General features: G+C 55.0%; 18 protein-coding genes. 12 read left to right on the forward strand and 6 right to left on the reverse strand.

From position 1 onward, the window contains the following. Positions 1 to 78: 78 nt before the first annotated feature. The gene (locus tag DFP98_RS23620; protein WP_116063082.1) at positions 79 to 390 is read right to left on the reverse strand and encodes a hypothetical protein; all 312 of its coding nucleotides are present in this window, start codon (positions 388 to 390) and stop codon (positions 79 to 81) included. 212 nt (positions 391 to 602) lie between these two features. Between DFP98_RS23620 and DFP98_RS23625 the strand changes: the two genes are divergently transcribed. Both DFP98_RS23625 and DFP98_RS23630 read left to right on the forward strand, forming a co-directional pair. After that, positions 603 to 1,556 carry a helix-turn-helix transcriptional regulator gene (locus tag DFP98_RS23625; RefSeq protein ID WP_116063083.1) on the forward strand — a complete coding sequence of 318 codons (954 nt, stop codon included), beginning with the start codon at positions 603 to 605 and terminating at the stop codon, positions 1,554 to 1,556. 121 nt (positions 1,557 to 1,677) lie between these two features. Then, positions 1,678 to 2,886, forward strand: coding sequence for an MFS transporter (locus DFP98_RS23630; RefSeq protein WP_116063084.1), 1,209 nt, complete (start codon positions 1,678 to 1,680; stop codon positions 2,884 to 2,886). Between the two features lie 36 nt (positions 2,887 to 2,922). Here DFP98_RS23630 and DFP98_RS23635 read toward each other — a convergent pair whose 3' ends face one another. Continuing rightward, a complete protein-coding gene (locus DFP98_RS23635) occupies positions 2,923 to 3,780 on the reverse strand; it encodes a helix-turn-helix domain-containing protein (protein ID WP_116063085.1) in 858 nt (285 codons plus the stop codon). A gap of 166 nt (positions 3,781 to 3,946) precedes the next feature. Between DFP98_RS23635 and DFP98_RS23640 the strand changes: the two genes are divergently transcribed. The 6 genes from DFP98_RS23640 to DFP98_RS23665 all read left to right on the forward strand — a co-directional run bounded on the left by DFP98_RS23640 (position 3,947) and on the right by DFP98_RS23665 (position 11,060). Further along, positions 3,947 to 4,777: an amidohydrolase family protein gene (locus DFP98_RS23640; RefSeq protein ID WP_116063086.1), complete on the forward strand. Its 831-nt coding sequence runs from the start codon at positions 3,947 to 3,949 to the stop codon at positions 4,775 to 4,777. Next, a complete protein-coding gene (locus tag DFP98_RS23645; RefSeq protein WP_116063087.1) occupies positions 4,774 to 6,270 on the forward strand; it encodes a tagaturonate reductase in 1,497 nt (498 codons plus the stop codon). The genes DFP98_RS23640 and DFP98_RS23645 overlap by 4 nt, the downstream gene beginning before the upstream one ends. Then, a complete protein-coding gene (locus DFP98_RS23650; protein WP_116063088.1) occupies positions 6,267 to 7,760 on the forward strand; it encodes a UxaA family hydrolase in 1,494 nt (497 codons plus the stop codon). The genes DFP98_RS23645 and DFP98_RS23650 overlap by 4 nt, the downstream gene beginning before the upstream one ends. Further along, positions 7,760 to 8,704: an aldo/keto reductase gene (locus DFP98_RS23655; RefSeq protein WP_116063089.1), complete on the forward strand. Its 945-nt coding sequence runs from the start codon at positions 7,760 to 7,762 to the stop codon at positions 8,702 to 8,704. Before DFP98_RS23650 ends, DFP98_RS23655 begins: the two co-directional genes overlap by 1 nt. A gap of 12 nt (positions 8,705 to 8,716) precedes the next feature. Beyond that, positions 8,717 to 9,730 (forward strand): zinc-binding alcohol dehydrogenase family protein, encoded by a 1,014-nt coding sequence (locus tag DFP98_RS23660; RefSeq protein WP_116063090.1) that lies wholly within the window; start codon positions 8,717 to 8,719, stop codon positions 9,728 to 9,730. Between the two features lie 175 nt (positions 9,731 to 9,905). Next, a complete protein-coding gene (locus tag DFP98_RS23665) occupies positions 9,906 to 11,060 on the forward strand; it encodes a cation:proton antiporter (RefSeq protein WP_116063177.1) in 1,155 nt (384 codons plus the stop codon). A 142-nt stretch (positions 11,061 to 11,202) separates the two neighbouring features. Here the strand turns inward: DFP98_RS23665 and DFP98_RS23670 are convergent, their stop codons facing one another. Beyond that, a complete protein-coding gene (locus tag DFP98_RS23670; RefSeq protein WP_116063091.1) occupies positions 11,203 to 12,120 on the reverse strand; it encodes a DMT family transporter in 918 nt (305 codons plus the stop codon). A 169-nt stretch (positions 12,121 to 12,289) separates the two neighbouring features. Here DFP98_RS23670 and DFP98_RS23675 point away from each other — a divergent pair, with 169 nt between their 5' ends. Continuing rightward, positions 12,290 to 13,510 (forward strand): MFS transporter, encoded by a 1,221-nt coding sequence (locus DFP98_RS23675; RefSeq protein ID WP_116063092.1) that lies wholly within the window; start codon positions 12,290 to 12,292, stop codon positions 13,508 to 13,510. Here DFP98_RS23675 and DFP98_RS23680 read toward each other — a convergent pair. From DFP98_RS23680 to DFP98_RS23690, 3 genes are all read right to left on the reverse strand, one after another. Next, positions 13,492 to 14,097, reverse strand: a complete 606-nt coding sequence (locus DFP98_RS23680; protein WP_116063093.1) for a hypothetical protein — start codon at positions 14,095 to 14,097, stop codon at positions 13,492 to 13,494. The two genes, DFP98_RS23675 and DFP98_RS23680, sit on opposite strands and share 19 nt — an antisense overlap. Positions 14,098 to 14,167: 70 nt before the next feature. After that, on the reverse strand, positions 14,168 to 15,778 hold the full coding sequence (locus DFP98_RS23685; RefSeq protein ID WP_116063094.1) for a response regulator: 1,611 nt from the start codon (positions 15,776 to 15,778) through the stop codon (positions 14,168 to 14,170). A gap of 1 nt (position 15,779) precedes the next feature. Next, positions 15,780 to 17,594, reverse strand: a complete 1,815-nt coding sequence (locus DFP98_RS23690; RefSeq protein WP_116063095.1) for a cache domain-containing sensor histidine kinase — start codon at positions 17,592 to 17,594, stop codon at positions 15,780 to 15,782. Between the two features lie 211 nt (positions 17,595 to 17,805). On the opposite strand from DFP98_RS23690, the gene DFP98_RS23695 reads away from it, so the two are divergent. The 3 genes from DFP98_RS23695 to DFP98_RS23705 all read left to right on the forward strand — a co-directional run bounded on the left by DFP98_RS23695 (position 17,806) and on the right by DFP98_RS23705 (position 20,993). Then, positions 17,806 to 19,176 carry an ABC transporter substrate-binding protein gene (locus DFP98_RS23695; protein ID WP_116063096.1) on the forward strand — a complete coding sequence of 457 codons (1,371 nt, stop codon included), beginning with the start codon at positions 17,806 to 17,808 and terminating at the stop codon, positions 19,174 to 19,176. 87 nt (positions 19,177 to 19,263) lie between these two features. Beyond that, positions 19,264 to 20,142 carry a carbohydrate ABC transporter permease gene (locus tag DFP98_RS23700; RefSeq protein ID WP_181917901.1) on the forward strand — a complete coding sequence of 293 codons (879 nt, stop codon included), beginning with the start codon at positions 19,264 to 19,266 and terminating at the stop codon, positions 20,140 to 20,142. After that, positions 20,142 to 20,993, forward strand: coding sequence for a carbohydrate ABC transporter permease (locus DFP98_RS23705; RefSeq protein WP_116063098.1), 852 nt, complete (start codon positions 20,142 to 20,144; stop codon positions 20,991 to 20,993). The genes DFP98_RS23700 and DFP98_RS23705 overlap by 1 nt, the downstream gene beginning before the upstream one ends. Positions 20,994 to 21,031: the final 38 nt, after the last annotated feature.

Consider the following 21,031-nt stretch of genomic DNA (forward strand, 5'->3'; position numbering starts at 1 on the left):
AGTTGGAGATAAGGCGGTTTTCCCGCTTTATTTCCGGCTACCGGGCGGATTCGGCATGAATAAAGCGGTTTTCCCGCTTTAAATTTCAATAAATCCACTTTTCTCGAATTTAAGACGGAGAAACCGCTCTATTTCCCGCAAAATGTCTCTTTCCCCATATATAAGCCTGCTTTTCCGCTTTATCGCATGCTGTCCAACCGACTCTCCCCCGTCCGAAACTAGGGCGTGTATGCAAACCCGCTCAGGCGCATCTTTCACCGCCTGCTTCGTCACTTTTGCTTGACGTATCCCCGGTACGCCTTCACCAAAGTTCCTTGCATGGAACGAAAATTCGGCAAAATCTGCTATCCTCGGAGTCTGCATACACGCCCTAGGGTTGATATCGAACATTTCACTTTATTTTCTCCTACCTCTCAGACCTTGCCCCGCCTCAATTAGGTTTCGTCTTTCTGCTCAAGAATTTTTCAACATGACGGACAGAAATTAACGGTAATCCGCAAATCGCTAATCCCGATATACATTTTTATAGTGGAAAATAATCAAAATGTCGGCTACACTTAATTGAGAATAATTCTCATTAATTAATTAGGGAGGGAGCAGGTATGAACGCCTCCTTGGATACCATCTATCAGCTTTATTTCGATACCGCTCCTTTTTCCCGCATCGGCCCGACGACTTATTCTCTCTCGCCGTCCGTAGGGGAAGGGACGATCCATCGATTAAGCACCTACAGCGGGATTGAAATCGTGTATTCGGAGTATCGGCTGCATTCGCGGCAGACGAATCGCTTTGCGACGCGGGAGCGAATGGTCGAGCTGCAGTTCGCCATGTCGGGACGACGCTCCGCCAGCATATCCGGGCTGGATTTTACGTTGGAGAGCGGCAAGGGGGCTTTGCTGCTGATGCAGGATTTCGACGTCAAATTCGACTTCGGCTGCGAGGAGCCGATCTGTTCGTTCGCGCTCGGCATTCCGGTCGAGCTGTTCGAATATGCGATGTCCGCGCTTACGCGTCCGGTCAACCGGCATTTCGAGCGGCTGACGGAGGGAGCCGTCTTTAAGCAGCTTGACTTCATGCCCGACGAGCGCGGCTTGAATCTGGCGAATCAGCTGATCGGCGAGCTGCGAGGGACCGGACGATCTCCGCTGTTGATGGAAGCGGCCGCTTACGAGCTGCTGAACTTGTACTTTATGCAGCTGTTCGATCCGGTGCCCGTCTGCGAGGGACTGTCGAGGGAAGATCTCCGTCGGGTGCGCCGGGCGGCGGAAATTCTCGAAGCGGAGATGCGGCACCCGCCGTCGCTGCTTGCGCTGGCGAAGCGGGTGGGCATCAACGATTTCAAGCTAAAAAAAGGGTTTAAGGCCATTTTCCAATCCACCGTGTTCGATTACTTGCGGCAAATCCGGATGGACCATGCGATGAAGCTGCTGCGCAGCGGACATTGCAACGTCACGCAGGCGGGGATCGAGACCGGCTACAGCAATATCAGCGCCTTCTCCGAGCAATTCGGCAAAACGTTCGGCATCAAGCCTTCGGCGGTCAAACGGATCTATTAGCGCGGGGACGGCGCGCAGGAATAATCCGTGGAGCGGCAAGAAAATCCGTACAGAGGCGGCGAAAGGCCGACCTCTCCTGTATCGTTTAGTCCAGACGAGAGAAGGAGAGGAGAAGCATAAGATGTTCAGAATCAAAGCCAGTATTTTTTTCAGCGTATTTGTAGCCATGCTCAGCCTGATGCTGATCTCGCCGATCATGCCGCCGCTTATTCGCGAGCTTGGCTTAAGCGAAAGCCATTCCGGCTGGATCATTTCGCTTGGCTCCGTATGGATGGCGATCATGGCTCCGATCTGGGGCCGTCGGAGCGATACGAGAGGGCGGAAGCCGATCATTTTAACGGGATTTATCGGAATGGGCGTAAGCTGCCTGTTGTTCGCGCTGGCGCTGTACTCCGGTCTTAAGGGCTGGATCGCCGGCGGTATGCTGGTCGCGCTGCTTATCGTCACGCGCAGCATGATCGGTCTGTTTATCCCCGCAGTACTGTCTTCGGCGCAGGCCTATATGGGCGATGTCACCGAAGGACAGGAGCGTACGGCCGGCATGGCGATCATTAGCGCGGCGAACGGCATGGGACTGGTGTTCGGTCCGGCCATTGCGGGGGCTTTCACCGGAATCGGGCTGCTGTGGCCGCTTTATTTCGGCACGGCGCTGTCGTTCGTGGCGTTCGTCGCAGCGCTGCTGTTCATTCCTCCGGCGAAGCCGATCATGCAAGAGAGGCCGCCAAAGGTTAACCCGTTCCAATCCGGACTGCGACTTTATTTGCTGGCGGGTTTCGTGACAATGACCGCGGTGATCGGCATTCAGGTCGTCGGCGGATTTTATTTTCAGGACATGCTGCATCTGACCGGACAGGAGACGGCACGTATGCTGTCCGTCGGACTGATGCTGGCGGGAGTCGCCATGCTGCTTGTACAGGTCGTTCAGATGAAATGGATGAAGCTTCAGCCCAAAACGATGATGTTGGTCGGATCGTTGTTTATTTTGCTCGGTATGCTGATCTTTCTCTATTCGGGGAGCAAAGCTTACTACTATTTGGCGTTTTTCCTGTTCGGGGTAGGTGCGGGCATGTCTATGCCGGGGTTTATGGCGGCGGCCTCGCTCTCCGTATCGAAGGAACAGCAGGGCGGCGTGGCCGGCCTGATCGCATCCGTCCAGGGCATAACCGCCATCGTAACGCCGATCGTCACCACCACGCTCTACCAAGCGGACAAGAGCCTGCCGTTCTGGCTCATTATCGCGCTGAGCGCAGCGATAGTCCCGGTGCTGCTGTTCGTTAAAGGCAGAGCTTCGGCTAAGCCTTCGGCCAACGAGGGGCTTGCGAGGGAATAAGGGGGGCTATCCAGGCGAAGGCGGATCGAAAGCGACTCAGCCCCGCCGATAACTCGCCGGAGTCGTACCCGTAAGCTTCTTGAAGACGCGGTGAAAATGGGGCAGACTCTCGAAGCCGCAACGCTCGGCGATCAGGCTGACGTTGTCGTCGCTGGCAAGCAACTGCTCCTTGGCTAGTACGACGCGTTTGGCGTTGACGTAATCGGTCACATTCATGCCGGTAATCTGCTTGAACACCCGCGAGAAATGCGCACCCGTGACGGACGCTTGCTTCGCCAGAGCGGCGAGGCCGAGATCGGATGCAGGGTGCGCCGCGATATAGTGGAGCACGTCCTTCATCCATTGCGGGCCGATGCCGGATTCGTCGCCATCGTCTTCCAATAGGCTGTTCATATGGCGGTTGATCAACAGCAGCCACTGCTGCAGCAGCAAGTTGACGGCATGGCGATAGCCGACCGCTTTGTTCTCAAGCTCTTCGCGCATGCGCTCCATCGCTTCCTCCGTAGCCAAACGGAGCGGCTTGTCGAGCTCCAATCGATAACGCTTGCGCTTGCGAGCGAGGTCGAAGCAGCGTAGGCTGCTGTACGACTCGCCGATATCGTCGACGGAGACGAAGCTCGGGGCGAAAAAAACGGCAGTCGAGGTCACCGGATCTTGAGCGTCCTGAAACGAGCGATGGATCGAATTGCCCGGCACAAGCAGCAGATCGCCGGCTTTAATGTCGTACAGCTTCTGATCGATGAAGAACGTCGCTTTGCCTGTGTAGACGTAAAAAAACTCATATTGATCGTGCAAATGGTCCGGCAGCTCTCGCTCCGGGCTTTTCTTATCTCTATAGACGAATTGGAACGGAAACAATGGCTCGCTCGCGAACGGTTTGCGGTAAATTTTCATCGGATGCGTCTCCCTGACATGCGTTATGCTTAGAACATATCAAAATTGAGTATATTTTCGCAAGGATTAAACCTTTTTACAACGATTATAGCTGATAAAATAAAGCAATAGGACGACAACAACCCCCGGGATCGGGAGCGGTTTAGGCATGCAAGGGAGAGGTTACATGAGAATCGACGCGCATCAGCACTATTGGAAAATCGAACGAGGCGACTACGGCTGGATTACTCCGGAGCTGCCTACGCTGTACCGCGACCTGTTGCCGGAGCACCTTCGGCCGTCCCTTTCCAGGCATCGCATAGATGGAACGATTGCGGTACAGGCAGCGCCGACAGTGGAGGAGACGGAATATTTGCTGGGGCTTGCAGCGCGGGAGCCTTCCATATTAGGGGTAGTCGGATGGCTCGACCTGCACGATCCGAACCATCGGGAGCATTATCGGCGGATGGCGGCCCATCCGAAATTCGTCGGCTTCCGCGTGATGATTCAGGAGATGCCGGACGCTTCCCGCATTTTGGAGCCAGCGTTCGTGGAAGCGCTTCGCTCTTATGCCGAGGAGGACGTCCCGGTCGATCTGCTCCTCCGCTCGGATCAACTGGGGCCCTTGATCCGACTGCTTCGCCTCGTCCCGAACTTGCGCGGAGTGGTCGACCATATCGCCAAGCCCGCCATCGCCGAGGGACGACTGGAGCCGTGGCTGTCGCAGATGAGCGAGATTGCCGGACATCCCGGCATCTATTGCAAGCTGTCGGGCATGGTGACGGAGGCCGATCACGCGGAATGGCAGTATGAGCAGTTCCGGCCATATGTGCGCCATACGCTGGAGCTTTTTGGTCCAGAGCGCGTTCTCTTCGGAAGCGATTGGCCGGTGTGCCTGCTTGCCGCAGAATACGATGAAGTGTTCGAAGTGATCGAGCGGAGCTTGCCCGAACGTTGGGGAGCGGCGGAGCGCGCCCGTCTGTATGGACTTAACGCAAAGGAGTTTTATAAACGATGAACAAGCTGAATCGACAACAATTGCAGATTGTGGACGCTATGGCGGCAGGTCGGATAACCGATAATGCGCCGGTGACGGTGCTGCAAATTGGAGAAGGCAACTTTTTGCGCGGTTTCTTCGATTGGATGGTGCAGACGAGCCGCCAGCAAGGTTTGTTTCGCGGAGGGGTTGCGGTAACGCAGCCAAGGCCGTCGGGCAAGCCCAAAATCGAAGCCTTGAACGAGCAGGATCGACTCTATACGCTGGTGCTTCGCGGAATCGACGAAGGCAAGCCGGTAGAGCGCAGGGAGATCGTCTCCGTGTTCGCGGAAGCGTTCGATCCGTATGACGATTGGCAGCGGATGATCCGGCTGGCGGTCAGCCCGGAGCTGAAGCTTGTCGTCTCCAATACGACGGAGGCGGGGCTTGTCTATCGACCGGAGACGCTGACGGAGGGCGAACCGATCGTGTCCTTCCCGGGGAAAATCGCCTACCTTCTCTATCGCAGATACTTGGAGTACGAAGGGGCGGCCGATCGCGGTCTGCTGTTTCTTCCTTGCGAGCTGCTGGAGCGCAACGGAGACGCGCTTAAGGAAAGCGTGCTGCAATATGCGGCCGATTGGGGATTGCCTGAAGCGTTCCGGGAATGGGTGCGAACGGCTAACCGTTTTCTGAATTCGCTCGTGGATCGAATCGTGGCCGGCTATCCGGATGAAGAACAGGCCGAAGCCTGGTTCGCCGAGTGGGGGTATCGCGACGAGCTTCTTTGCGTAGCGGAGCCGTACCATCTATGGGCGATCGAGGGCGAGCCCGAGCTTGACGAGCTGCTGCCCTTTGCCAGTGCGGGTCTGAACGTCGTATGGACGGACAGTTTACAGCCCTATCGGGAGCGCAAGGTGCGAATTCTGAACGGAGCCCATACGCTGATGACGCCGCTAGGCATTCTCAGCGGAACGGAGCATGTTCGCGAGCTGATGGAACACGAGAAGCTCGGATCATTCGTCAGATCGACCGTACGCGAAGAGATTATTCCGTCTTTGCCTTATCTTCAGGAAGAGATGAACGCGTACGCCGAGGTGGTGTTCGACCGCTATATGAACCCGTACGTCCGCCACAGATTGGCGGATATTGCGATGAACAGCGTCAGCAAGTTCAAGGCGCGTCTGCTTCCCTCGCTTGAGCATTATGTACAGAGCGGACAGTCGATACCAAGCGGGTTAGCCAAAGGATTGGCCGCGCTGCTTCGCTATTATCGCGTTCGGCGCGAGGGGAACGAGTATAGAGGGGCGGCGTTTGACGGACGCGCTTATACGGTGCGAGACGATGCGGCGGTATTGGAAGTTATGGCAGCGGAATGGGAAGAGGCGCAGCGAACGGGAGAAGCGCCGAGACGGACGGCGGAACGGCTGCTCGCTTGTGAGAAGCTGTGGGGAACGAATTTGGCGCAGTGGCCGGGCTTGACGGAAAAAGTGGAGCAGGCGTGGGCGGAATGGACGAAGGAGGAGCAGGCATGAGGGAATGGCTTCGCGTATCGGAGCGCGACCAGGTCGTTATTGCGCTAAGAGCTATGGCGGCGGGAGAGACAATCGTTCTGGAGGACGGAACGCAGCTGACGTTAACCGAGGACGTGCCCGCAGGGCACAAAATATTGACAAGACCCGTCGCGGAAGGCGACGATGTGCTCAAGTTCGGCTATTCGATCGGGAAGGCGAAGGCCGACCTGCGGCCGGGAGCTTGGGTGCACACGCACAATTTGCGAACGGGGCTAAAGGGGCTGCTCGACTATAAGTACGAGCCCTCCGCCCAGACGGCAAGCGCCAAAGCTGCGCCGAGGCAAACATTCCAAGGCTATGTAAGAGCAAATGGAGAAGTCGGCATTCGCAACGAAATCTGGGTGATCAATACCGTCGGCTGCATCAACAAAACGTGCGAAATCATTGCCAATCGCGCGAACGCGATGTATCGCGGGCGCGTGGACGGCGTCTATCATTTCTCCCATCCGTTCGGCTGCTCGCAGCTGGGCGACGATCTGCGCTTCACTCAGAAGCTGTTGGCGTCGTTAGCCAACCATCCCAACGCGGCAGGCGTGCTCGTCGTCGGACTCGGCTGCGAGAACAATCAGATCGAGCAGTTCAAGCAAGCGATCGGAGAATCGGACTCGCGCAGAATCAAATTTATGAAGTCGCAGGAGTTGGAGGACGAGCTGGAAGAGGGACTGGCGCTGGTCGAACAATTGGTGGAATACGCGGAGACGTTCGAGCGGGAGCCGGTACCGGTTTCCAAGCTGAAAATCGGCCTGAAGTGCGGCGGTTCGGACGGCTTCTCCGGCCTCACGGCCAACCCGCTTGTCGGCTCGCTGTCGGATCGGCTGATCGAATTCGGAGGCACGGCGATCTTAACCGAGGTTCCGGAAATGTTCGGCGCGGAGACGATTCTGATGAATCGCGCTGCGGACGAAGGCGTGTTCGGGCGGATCGTATCGCTGATCAATGACTTTAAGCAATATTTTATCCGGCACAATCAGGAAATTTACGAGAATCCGTCCCCGGGCAACAAGGCCGGCGGCATTACGACGCTGGAGGAGAAATCTCTTGGCTGCACGCAGAAGGGCGGCAACTCGATCGTAACCGATGTCGTGCCGTACGGCGAACGGGTGCACAGCGCCGGGTTGAATCTGCTGGAAGCGCCCGGCAACGACCTCGTATCCGTCACTGCGCTGACCGCGGGAGGCGCTCACATCGTCTTCTTCACGACGGGGAGAGGAACGCCGTTCGGCGGACCCGCGCCTACCGTGAAGCTATCGACCAACAGCGAACTGGCCCAGCGCAAAAAAAACTGGATCGATTTCGACGCCGGTCGCCTGTTAAAGGATAAAAGCATGGAGGAATTGACCGACGAGCTGTGGGAGCGGACGCTCGCCATCGCTTCCGGAGAGGCGCACACGCTGAACGAAGAGAACGGTTTTCGCGAAATCGCGATTTTCAAAGATGGAGTGATTCTCTGATGAAAAAACGCAAGCTGGGCAGAACGGGATTGGACGTATCGGTGCTAAGCTTCGGGGCGTCCTCGCTCGGCTCCGTCTTCCGGGAGACCGACGACGCCGAGGCGATCCGCGCCGTTCACGCCGCGCTGGACAGCGGCATCAATTATATCGACGTCTCGCCGTATTACGGGCTGACGAAAGCCGAGACCGTGCTGGGCAAGGCGCTTAAGGACGTTCCGCGCGACCGCTATTTGCTGTCCACGAAAGCGGGCAGATACGGTCCGGACAGCTTCGATTTCAGCGGCGGCCGCATCCGGGCGAGCCTGGAAGAGAGCTTCGCCAGACTCCATACCGACTACGTCGATATCTTGTTTTTGCACGACATCGAGTTTGTCCCGGCGGACATCATTTTGGAGGAAGCCGTGCCGACGCTGCACAAGCTAAAGCAGGAAGGCAAAATCCGCAACTATGGCATTTGCGGATTGCCGCTTTCGCTGTTTGAACAACTGCTCCCGCAGATCGACGCGGATGCCATCATCTCGTACTGCCATTATTCGCTTAACGATACTTCTCTGCTTCGCCTGCTCCCGCTGCTGGAGAGCCAGGACGTCGGTCTTGTCAACGCCTCGCCGTTGTCCATGGGCTTGCTTAGTCTGCGCGGAACGCCGGACTGGCATCCTGCGAGCCCCGAGCTGAAAGCCGTTTGCCGGCGTGCGGCAGAGCATTGCGCGAACCAGGGGGAGAACATCGCCAAGCTGGCGGTGCAGTTCTCGACGGCCGACGAGCGCATTCCGACGACGCTTGTCAGCACGGCCAGCCCGGACAACATTCGCGACAATGCTCAATGGGCGGAGGAGCCTATAGATGCGGCGCTGCTGCAGGAGGTAAAGGACATTTTGGCGCCCGTGCGCGATCTGACCTGGACAAGCGGCCGACCGGAATATAACGAAGGCATTACAGGATAAGGAGGCGGGACGATGTTCGGAATTGTATGCGCGGAGGTGGGGCGCTTTGAGCCGATTGAGCTGCCCGAGCCTGTGTTGGGGGAGGACGAAGCGATTGTCGGCATCAAGAGAGTCGGCATTTGCGGCACCGACATTCATGCTTTTGGCGGCAATCAGCCGTTCTTTACCTATCCGCGGGTGCTTGGCCACGAGCTTGCGGGAATTATTGAGCGCATAGGGGAGAACAAAGCGGGTTTGGCCGTCGGCGACCGGGTCGGCATTATTCCGTATATGCATTGCGGGAAATGCGGCGCCTGTCGCCGCGGCAAAACGAATTGCTGCGTTTCTATGAAGGTGCTGGGGGTCCATATCGACGGGGGCATGAGAGAGCGCATCGCTGTGCCGATCTCGCATCTCGTTCGGGCGAACGATCTGACGCTTGACCAAGCGGCCGTGCTGGAGCCGCTCAGTATCGGAGCGCATGCGGTGAGAAGATCGGGGCTTCAGGCGGGAGAGACGGCGCTTGTGATCGGGGGCGGGCCGATCGGGCTCGGCGTAATGGCGTTTGCTCGTCATGCCGGAGCCAGGGTCGTCGCTATGGATGTGAACGAAGCTCGGCTTGCTTTCTGCCGATCGTGGGCGCGCATTGACGAGACGGTGAACGCGAGAGGGGACGCGCTCGACGAACTGACGAGGTTGACGAACGGAGAACTGCCGACGGTCGTGTTCGATGCGACCGGGAACGCGGCTTCGATGGCTGCCGCCTTCGGCCTGACCGCGCATGGCGGAACGCTGGTCTACGTCGGTCTCGTCAAAACCGACATCGCTTTTCACGATCCGCTTTTTCATAGCCGCGAGCTGACGCTAATGGGCAGCCGCAATGCGACGAGAGAGGATTTCGAGACGGTGTACGAAGCGGTGAGAAGCGGCTCCATCGACGTAGAGCGATACATTACGCATAGAGCGCCGATCGGCGACATGATCGAGTCTTTCTCGGACTGGATGGATCCGACGTCGGGGGTCATTAAAGCGATGGTGGAGTTGTAGGTTAGCGCCGCCATCCCGCAGATGGCGCCAAAGCCGCTATTGAGAAGCTGCTAAATAAACGGTATAATAAGCTTTATTCATGAACAAAATAAGCAGCAATCCGGAGGAGCCTGTCACAGCAGGCTTCTTTTTGTCTTTTTTAGGGCTGTGGAAAGCATGCAACGGGGGGAAACGCGTGGAATTCATTTTGGAGCTTATGTTGATCATTCTATGTACGAAGTTGGCGGGAGATCTGTCCGTCCGTCTGGGACAGCCTGCCGTTCTGGGCAAGCTGCTAGCCGGAATCGCGCTTGGGCCCGCCGTGCTCGGCTGGGTCTCCCAGGGAGGCTTTATCGATCAAGCGGCGGAAATCGGCGTGCTGCTGCTAATGTTTATCGCAGGGCTTGAGACCGATCTGGAGCAGATGAGACGAAATTGGCAATCGGCGTTTGCAGTGGCCGTTGCCGGAATTATCGTTCCATTCGCTGGCGGGTACGCTGCCGGAATCGTCTTTGGATTAAGCACGACCGCCTCGTTATTTCTTGGAGTCGTGCTGTCGGCGACTTCCGTCAGCATCTCCGTGCAGGTGCTCAAGGATATGAACAGGCTGAATTCGCGCGAAGGGACAACGATTCTTGGCGCGGCCGTGCTCGACGACGTGCTCGTTGTCGTTCTGCTGGCGGTTATGATGAGCGCATTCGGAACGGGAGCGGATATTTCGATTGGCGCGCTGATCGGCAAGAAGGCGCTGTTTTTCGCCGTAGTGATCGCCGTTGGCTGGTTGGTCGTCCCGAGAGTGCTGAAATGGCTGGCGCCGCTGAAGGTAACCGAGGCGGTCGTTAGCGCCGCATTGGTGATCTGCTTCGCTTTCGCTTACTTCGCGGAGGAACTGCAAATGGCCGGCATTATCGGCGCTTTCGCCGCCGGAATCGCCATCGCTCAGACCGAATTCAAGAAGACGGTGGAGGAGAAAATCGAGCCGATCGCGTACTCGCTGTTCGTTCCGGTCTTTTTCGTTAGTATCGGGCTGAACGTCTCCTTCGCCGGAATCGGAGAACAGTGGCTATTCCTGCTTGTCGTCTCGGTGGTCGCCTGCATTACGAAGTTGGCGGGGGGCTGGTTCGGCGCCCGTGTGACCGGCTTCGACGGACGTTCATCGCTTTTGATTGGAGCGGGTATGGTATCTCGGGGGGAGGTCGCGCTGATCATTGCCACGATGGGCCTGCAGGGCGGTCTAGTGCTTCCGAATTACTACACCCCGATCATTATTGCCGTGATCGTGACGACGCTGGTTACGCCGCCGCTGCTCAAACAGTTCGCAAAGGATCGGCCAGCGAAACAATTTAACTAGTAAGGCGCAGATAGTAAGGGGCCGCACCATAAGCAGGGTCGTACAAGATGATCGATAAAGAGAAGGTGCACATGCACGAACACTCTCTATCGATCTTTTTTTTGTACGACTTTTTGCTTATGGTACAGCCCCTTTAGGTAGTTCAGGCGGCTTCTGCGGAAGTGGAGGCAGCAGGAATGCCGAGCGATTCCGTCCGCATATAGAGCAGCAGGCCAACGATGACCAAAACGCCGCCGATAAGCTGGGACGTCGTCAACATTTCTCCGAACAACATCAGCCCCAACAGACTGGCCCCCACCGGCTCTGCAAGTACGGTCATCGAAATGGTCGTCGGGCTAATGAATTGCAGCAGCCAATTAAAGATCATATGGCCGAGCACAGTTGGAACGATGGCGAGCAGGATGAAAATGAGCCATTCCGTCGGCACATAATCGATGACGTTAATTCCAAGAACGGCATTATAAATCGCAAAGCAGACGAAAGCGATGGCGAACACGATCAGGCTGTACAAATAAGAAGAAACTCGCCTGAGAATGACTTTGGCCACCAGCATGTTCACGACGACCGCGAGCATGCCCGTGAAGCTTAGCATATCCCCCTTAAACGCTTCGCCAGAGATGCGGAAATCCCCGGAGCCGACGACGAAGGCCCCTGCCAAAGCGAGGGCGAGTCCGAGCAGCGGCAGCTTGCCGATTTTATCCTTGAACGCAAAGTAGGCGCCGATCATAACGAAGACGGGTTCCAGCGTGAGAATAATCGTGGAGCTTGCAATCGACGTGTAATTAAGCGAAGCCATCCAGAGCAAGAAGTGCAGCGCCAGAAAAAATCCGGCCAGCCCGAGCAAGCCCCAATCCTTGCGCGAAATCGAAGATACCGATCGCAGTTGGCGATGGCCGAACGGCAGCATCAGCAGCACTGTGAACAGCATGCGGTACATGCCTTGGACAGATACCGGAGCATCGGAGTAACGGACGAGAATCGGAGCGAAGGAAATGGCGATCATTCCCACGATTAACGGAAGGAGAACCGGAATAGGCGCAGATGACGGTTTGTGATTCATGGTTGAGATCCTTTCCTTATCTTGAAGCAACCTTACCATTGTAAGGCCGAATCGGCGAAAGAGCAATGAACTTCCATCCCCGAATAAAAACATAGACAAAAATATAATTTGTTTGTATATTAATAAACGTAAATTAAATTTGTTTGTTTTAAAGAGAGGGAATTATGGCATGTGGAACAATCGTTACGTCCGCGTCATCTTATCGTCCAGAATTTTGCTCAATTTGGGCGTCTGGATCAGAAACTTTGCCGTTTTGCTGTATGTGAGCGAAATGACCGATAACGACTCTTATTACGTTTCGTTGATCTCGGTGGCCGAGTTTGCGCCGATTTTCATTTTTTCCATGATCGGGGGAACGCTGGCGGATCGCTGGAAGCCGCGCCGCACGATGGTTTGGAGCGATCTTCTTACCGCGGCGTCCGTATTTGCCGTACTGCTGGCGCTTATATACGGAAGCTGGCACGCGCTGTTTTTCGCGGCGTTCGTTTCTTCGGTGCTGTCGCAATTTTCACAGCCGTCGGCGATGAAGCTGTTTAAGCGGCACGTCCCGGACAAGCAGCTTCAGGGCGTGATGGCCGCTCATCAGTCGCTTTCTTCGCTCTTTATGGTAATCGGCCCGGTCGCCGGAGCGTTTGTCTATTCCGCGTTCGGGATAGAGACTTCTTTGACCGCAATGGGAATCTTGATCGTCGGCTCCGGACTTCTTCTGTTGAGACTTCCGAAGGACGACGAGGAGCCGACTGCGGGGAGAGGCAAGGCGCATTTTCTACAGGAGCTGAAGGATGGCCTGCGATACGTGGCTGCGAATCGGACCCTTCGTACGCTTGGCGGCACATTCGTAGCGGCGGGACTTGCCGTCGGTCTGATCCAGCCGCTGCTGCTGTTTGTCGCCATTGAAAACCTGGGACAGGACCGGACCTTTGTCCAATGGCTGCTTATGACCAACGGAGCGGCGACGCTGGTTGGCGGTGCGCTGGTGATGACCGCCGTCAAAAAAGCCAAACCGCAGCAGCTGCTGGCATTCGGCTTGCTGGTTAGCGCGGCCGGAACGGTCGGTATCGGATGGTCGCACAGCCTGGCGGTCATTATCGCGTTACAAATCGCCAGCGGGCTGTGCTACCCGCTGATTATGATCGGAATCCAAACGATGATTATGCGAAATACGGAAGGGGCTTATATCGGCAGAGTAGGGGGCGTGATGACTCCGCTGTTTATGGGCATGATGGTTGTCGGAATGTCGCTCGGGGGCGGATTAAAAGCGACGCTGTCGCTGCAAATCGTCTATTCGATTTCCGCGATTTTGTTTATGGCAGGCTCGGCCGCGCTCATCCCGCTGCTGGGTAGCGGTAGAAGCCGTACGTCGCGAGAGGATTATAGACCGAACGCTTGATAGACGAGGAAGGTGACGGTCGCTGCCAATGCAACTCCCGCGAGCGCTTGTGAGAGGGTATGTGCACCGACGCGCCACCTTGCCCAGCCGACGAGGACGATGAGCGGAGCAAGCCAGTAAGCTAGCGGTGTTAGGAGCAGCGCTAGCGTCAAGACCGTTCCGGTCACTCCGATCAGATGCAGGCTGATTTTCCAGCGTGCCAGCTGCGTGACGAGCAGAGCGGAGGCGACGGCGCAGACCATACCGGCGAAGGTCGCCAGCAGCTCAAGCGGCGCTTCCAATAAGAGCAGAAATGCGAAGGCGCAAACCATGCAACCGATCGTATACAGGAACGGAACGAGGCGCTGCTCGCGGCGGCTGATGTCATGGTCGCTCCAGCGTCCTCGCGATACGCCGCGCCGGATAAACGCGAACGGGGCGGCGGCCGATCCGAGAATAATGACGATGCCGCACAGTACTCCTTCGTAGACGGTAGGCGCAAAACGGATCGAAATGATCATGAATAACGGAACGATGAGCACAAATGGATGAAGCAGGAAAGATACGATATATGCGAAACGATAGGAGGGGGAAATCCCGGTTGTCATCCGTTTAACCTCTTTTCCTCGGAGTTTCATCGATTATAGCATGCGACTTGTCGCCTTTCACCTTCAGAAATCAAGTGTTCCTGAACCTGTACTCGCTTGGGGTGAAACCCGTTGTTTTCTTGAAGACTTTAGAGAAGTATTTTTCGTCGTGGTATCCGACAAGTCTGGCGATCTCGTAGGTCTTATAGTTTCCTTGTCTCATATATTCTTTAGCCTTGTTTATTCTTAGCCGGAGCAGGAAATCGATAAAGTTCTCGCCGCTTTCCTTCTTGAATTCGCGACTGAGATACTCGGGACTGATGTGCAGCTGTTCGGAGACGAGCTCGAGGCCGATTTCTTCATGGAAATGGGCGCTCATAAATTCTTTGGCCTTGTCCACCAGCTTCTTTGTGCTTCTGGTAGATCTCTCGGAGATGTAGTCAAAGCAACTTTGCAGCAATGTCTGAAACCATTCGATGATTGCGGCTATGCTCTTAAGGCGATTGACCTTCGTATAAAGATAGTATTCCTCCCCCATCACAGCTTCCGGATCGAAGCCAAGCTGGCTCATGATCTTATGGATGAGGATGAGCAGGTGATAGTTTAATTGCTGAACATCCTTGATCTCGAAGGAGCAAGGTTTCGCGAAGATCCGATAGCGATCGGCGATGAACTGCATTCCCGCCTCGAACTGACAGGAGTCGAAGACGGCGAGCAGTTCCTGTTCCAGCTTGAGGTCAAGAGCCAGAAGCAGCGGCTGGATCGGTTCTTCCGGTCTATAGGCATATACGCCGTCGACATGGGGCTCGGCGATCGTCTGCGCGTAAGCTCTTCTTGCCGTATCGAAGGAATTTCCCGCGGCAGGCAAGCTGCACTCTACAGAACCGATGGCTGCCGCAATATCCAGCTTCAAATAGGTATGTGCCATTTGTCGAAGGGCCAAGGACTGGCCGACGATATCGGGAAATCCCCCTTTCTCGTCGAGAGAGCCGCTGTTTAGCAAGAAGCCGACCCCTTCCTCCCACTTGAACGGCTCCGCCGTGAATCCCCGCTCGCGGAACACCTCGGAACACATATTTTCCAGCCCGTATTTCAGCAGTTCGAGGTCCGGATTGGACATCGCGAGGGCAAGCTCGTCTAAGTTGTCGATGCCCGCAAGCCAGACGCAGTAATGCGGATGTGTGAATTCAAGGTCGTATTCCTGGCATTTTCTAGCCAATTGGCTTTCATCCGCATGTCCGTTCAGCGCCTCTGTCAGCAGCTGCCTGCGCAGCGCTGTCGTTCCTTGTTTCAACTTGATTTTGATTTTCAGCTCGTCCTCGAACAGTTCGCGCTTCAGATTCAGCACTCGGAGCGCTTCTCGCATGACCGTTTCCAAGTCCTCGTCGCTTAGAGGTTTGAGCAAATAGGAGAAAGCGCTGTGACGGATCGCCTTCTGCGCGTATTCGAATAAATCGTATCCGCTAAGCACGATAAAAAGAATGTCGCTGTATTCTCTTCGTACGGTTTCCAGCAACGCGATTCCGTCCATTCCCGGCATGCGGATGTCGGAGAGGATAAGATCGAATTTGCGGCTCTTGATCATTTCCAGCGCCTGCGTGCCGTCATGGGCCATCCAGATGTCCGTGAAGCCGATTCTTTGCAGAGAGTCATGAAGAGTCGAGCGGATCTGGCTCTCATCTTCGACAATAAGAATATTCATCTTACATATCCGCCTCCTGAGTACGCTGCAGAGGCAGCGTGATTTTAATGGTCGTATGCAGACCGGACTTGCTGCCGATCTTTAGTCCGAATTCCTGACCGTATTGAAGTTGAATGCGGGAATTGACGTTTCGGATGCCGATATGCTCCATGGAATAAAGGGGCTCATCGTAAGGTTGCTTCAGCAGCGTATTGAAGTGGCTGAGCGCTTGCTCCGAGAATCCCCGGCCGTTATCGTAAATATAGATCAGCCACTTGTCTCCGGATGCTTTGGCAGAGATGCGGATCTCGCCGCCGAACGATTTCTCTTTCAGCCCGTGCTCGATGGCGTTCTCCACGATCGGCTGTAGGGTGAGCCGAAGCAAACGACAGTTCCACAACGATTCGTCTATGTCGTAATGTACGGTGTATTTGTCGGCGAAACGGATCTCATGCAAGTATAAATACTTGCGGATATGATCGATCTCCTCGCGCAGGCTTACGGAGCTGCTTCCCTGATTCAGGCTGTAGCGGAATATTTCCGACAGATTCTGAATCATCGCGGAGGCTTTATCATACTCGTTCCGGTCGATGACGGATTTCGTCGCGTACAGAGTATTGTAAAGGAAATGCGGGTTGATCTGGCTCTGCAATGCGCTGAATTCGGCCTGCTTGCGGAGCAGGTTGGCCTCGTACTTCTGGTTGATCAGGTTTTCGATGTTTTGCACCATATGATTAAAGGCGCTGCTGATCTGGGCAAGCTCGTGAGTTCCCTTCACCGGGACCCGCGTAGAGAAGATTCCCATCTCCAGCTTCTTGAACGACGGCATCATTCTGCGCAGCGGCTTAACGAACATATAGGAGACGGCTATGGAGATAAAAAAGACGATCCCGGTAACGATCGGCAGCATGATTAAATTCATGTTTTTGAGATAGGCGCTCTTCTTCTGCAGCTCGGCAACCGGAAGCAGGGAAATTACCTGAAACCCGTATTGCGAAGGTTTGCTGGCGATCAGCAGTTCCTGCCGGCCGTCCAGATTAATTCTTGCCGGGGTTTGTCCTTCGGACTGTACGGCATCCAAAATGGCCTGCTTCTCGGGCTCGTCCAAGGGAATGTTGGAATAAATCAACTTACCCGTACGGCTGATGATGGCGACTTGTTCGCCCTTCTGCAAATTGACGGTTGCGATATCATCGAAGAACTGCTGCGTATTCTGATCGACGAGCAGCACGCCGATGGTCCTGTTGGCATAATAATCCATGATGGATTGGGCAACCGAGATAACGGTCGGCTTCGTTTCATTCGTCAAATACAGGATGAAATCATTCGTGTGCGGATCGATGAAATAGGGAGCGCCGTTCAGCGCCAGCGTCTCCTTGAACCAAATCTCCTCTTTCTCGGAGCCGGAGATTGAATTTTTCCCCTGAATGTTGATCGCGTATTTGACTTCGCCCTCGGCGTCCAACAGACTAATGCCGTTCAGCTTGTCGTTCATCTGGAGCACCGCAAGGAAAAAGTTGTCAAGGCGTTCTTTAACCTCGAAGAACGTATCGCTTCTGTCCGTCGGATCGGCGTTTAAGAGGTAGTTGATCTCTTTGTTGATCAGAAATAGAGAAGCGGATTGCTTCTGCAGCACTAGGACATTTTCGTCGATATTGCGCATGATTTGAGAGGAGATGTTGACTTTGTTGCGGATATAGTCGGCTTCCGCGTTGCGCGCCGACAGGCTGTAGGACAGGAATCCGTAGAGAAATAAAGGCACCGAGATTACAACAAAATAGATAACGAACAAACGGAAGGCGATGGTGTTCTTGAGGAGAAACCGCCAATTGCGCATAGATGCTGTCTCCTGTCATGTAGTCCTCTTGAGCTTGTGCTGACATCATACCATGACTTGATTCTGCCGTGGGAGAGCAGGGGGAAACGGGTCAAAAAAATACTCCTATTATCAAATATTTGATTCTACTTTCAGACGATAGCCATGCTTACAATAGAGAAGCAAGACGCGAACAGAGAGGATTCACGACGACAGAGGAGGGGCTTTGCAAATGAAAAAACCATTCATCTCGATTTTGACGGCTACGCTAGCGATCGGAGTTATCGCAGGCTGCGGGTCGAACAACGATGCCGGGAATACGCCGGCAGCCAGTCCGACCGGATCTAGCGAGACTTCGGGAGCAAGCGGGGGCCAGACGCAGGAGGGATCGGAATCCGTTCAGGACACGGAAGCATTCACGATCTCCGTAGCCAGCTGGAATCTGGCCGACGAGCCGCTCGGGATCGTCCAAGCCTACCGAGAGGCTTTCGAGAAAGCCTACAAGGTCAAATATCCCAATGCGACGATCGAATACAGAAACTCGCCCGGCGAGAAGTATTTCGATCTGCTGAAGGCGCAGATGGCGTCGCACTCCGGCGCGGACGTCATTCAATTCCAGCCGGCGCAGCTCCCCTTGTTCGCCAAGGCTGGATATATTGCCGATCTGTCCGACATGGATTTCGTGACGAAGATCGACGGCGCGGCGAAGATCCAGAGCTCATACGACGGCAAGGTCTATGCGGTCCCGTTCGATCTGAACAGCAACGGCGTCTGGTATAACCGCAAAATGTTCGAGGAGAACGGCATTTCCGTGCCGAAGACGTGGGACGAGCTGCTGCAAGTGGCGGCGGACTTGAAAACCAAAGGAATCGCGCCGTTCGCAAGCGGCTTCAAAGACGCCTGGGTGGCGAACATGACCGTCGGTGTTTTCTTGCCAAACGAGTATGGCAGCGAGACGTTCGAGACGGAGGTCTATCAAGGCACGAAGAAGCTGAACGGGCCGGAGCTACAGGCGGCCTTCGCCAAGCTTCAGCTGCTTGTAGACAATGAATACTTCGGCAAGGGCGCTCTCAGCAACGGTTGGGATTTGCAGCGCAAGGACTTCGAGGAAGGCAAAGCGGCTATGATTATCCACGGGGCTTACATCGGCGGATTGGTCAACAGCGAGATGAAAGACAAGGGCGGGATGGAAACCGGATTCTTCGCGCTGCCAAGCGACAAGGGCGAACCGGTGTTGGGCGTGACGGCCGGGGTGCTGACCGGCGTTAACGCCAAGGCGAGCAATGTTCAGCGGGCGAAGGACCTGGTCATCGCCATGCACGATCCGGAAGCGATCGTTATTCGCGACAAGGATGCGGGTGTCTTCCCGGCGATTAAGGGTATCGATATTGACTACGCCGAGATTGGAAACAAGGATTTCCTGAATGTCATCGGTACGACCAAGAGCATCATTCCGGGACAATTCATGCCGACTTCGATCGGTGATATTTACGGTAAAATCTTCACCAAAATGCTGTCGGGCAGAGTATTTGAACCTTCCTGGCTCGATGAAGCCGATACGGCGTTCCAGCGGGACAAAGGGCTGGTAGCGGCGCCGGAATAAGCGGAGAAGAGAGAGGGAGGCGGCGGGATGCTGTCTCCCTTTGCAATAACACAACCAGTAGCGTCAAGCCGAAAGCGGGGATGCCTTATGAATTCCGGTAAGAAAAACGGGTTGATCGAGCTTTCGTTCATCGGACCTGCTCTGATCTTGTTCCTTATCATTGTAGTATGGCCGTTCGTCAGCTCGCTCTACTATTCTTTCACGCAATGGGATGGGATTACGAACCCGGTATTTATCGGATTCGACAACTTCGTCAACCTGTTCAAGGAAGAGAGCTTCACAATCGCGCTTAAGAATACGTTCGTGTTCGCCCTGGCGGGTCTGCTGATCAGTAATGTTCTAAGTCTGCTGCTCGCTCTGGCGTTAAATCGCGCGGGGAAAATGCAGTCCGCGCTGCGCACGATTTTTTACTTGCCGGGAGTCGTCAGCTTTGTGACGATGTCGATCGTATGGACGCTAATCTATCATAACGACGGGGCGATTAATCAGCTGCTGCGATCGCTGGGCCTACCGTCGCTTGCGAGAGAATGGTTTGGCAATTATGATACCGTCGTTCCCGCGTTGATCGTAATCATGGTCTGGGGCGGCGTCGGCTTCGGGGTTATCGTATTTCTGGCCGGGCTAAACTCCATCCCGGCCGAACTCTATGAAGCCTCCGAATTGGACGGGGCAGGAGCATGGGCCAGGTTTAAGGCGATTACGTTCCCATTGCTGATGCCGTCGATTACGATCGTAACCTTTCTGGGACTGACAACGACGCTCAAGTTGTTCGATCTTCCGTTTATTATGACCAACGGCGGTCCGGGCGACGCCTCCAACACGATCGCCATGATCATCTACAAGCAGGCGTTCAGCTATAGTAACTATGGATACGCGACGGCAGGAGGAGTGCTCTTGTTCCTGTTCGTTGCTATCGTTTCCATCCTGCAGCTGAAGATGACGACGAGCAGGGAGGTACAGCTCTGATGAACTCTTCCGCTGCTGCGGCGAATAAGAGACGGAGAACGGGAAGCACGGCTGCGCAAGCCGCTTCGTATTTGTTGGCGCTCGTGTTTCTTGCCCCGTTTCTCTTATTTTTCCTGAATACGTTCAAAGACAAAGATCATATTTTCGACGCGTTCCATATGCCGGATCTAACGAATTTCGACAACTATACGAAAATGTTCAAAAACACAGATTTTACGGCCTCCTTGCTGCTGACGATTTTCATTTGCGTCGCTACGCTGTTTTTCATCGTCCTGTTCTCTTCGTTGGCCGGGTATATGATTAGCCGATCCAATCGGAAGATGATCAAAATGCTATATGTTCTGTTCGCGGCCGGCCAGATCATCCCTGCGCAGACCAGCATGCTGCCGCTCTACAAGCTGGGGGTCGCCACGCAAATGATCAACACGGTGCCCTATCTGATTATCATTTACGTCGCAGGCGGTACGGCGTTCGCGTCGCTGTTTTTCGCCGCATTTACGAAGACCATCCCTTACGCGCTGGAGGAGTCGGCTTTCATCGACGGCTGCGGACGGTATGAGACGTTCTTCCGCATCATTTTTCCGCTGCTGATGCCTGCGACGGCGACGATCGTTACGACGACAATCTACTGGTACTGGAACGATTTCCAGGGCCCGTTGATCTACTTGAATTCAACGAAGGTCGCACCGCTTATGATGTCCATCTATTCGTTCATGGGGTCTAACAATACGGTAGACTGGGGACCGGTATATGCCTTATGTTTCGTTTCCGCGATCCCAATGATCCTTTTCTTTCTGTTGACTCAACGCTACTTGCTCAAAGGGATGGTTGTCGGTTCGGTCAAAGGCTAGGTGTTAAATTTAGGGGGATAGTCGGCAGTATGCCGTAT

It is taken from the genome of Cohnella phaseoli (assembly GCF_003386235.1).
Classification (GTDB): Bacteria; Bacillota; Bacilli; order Paenibacillales; family Paenibacillaceae; genus Cohnella; species Cohnella phaseoli.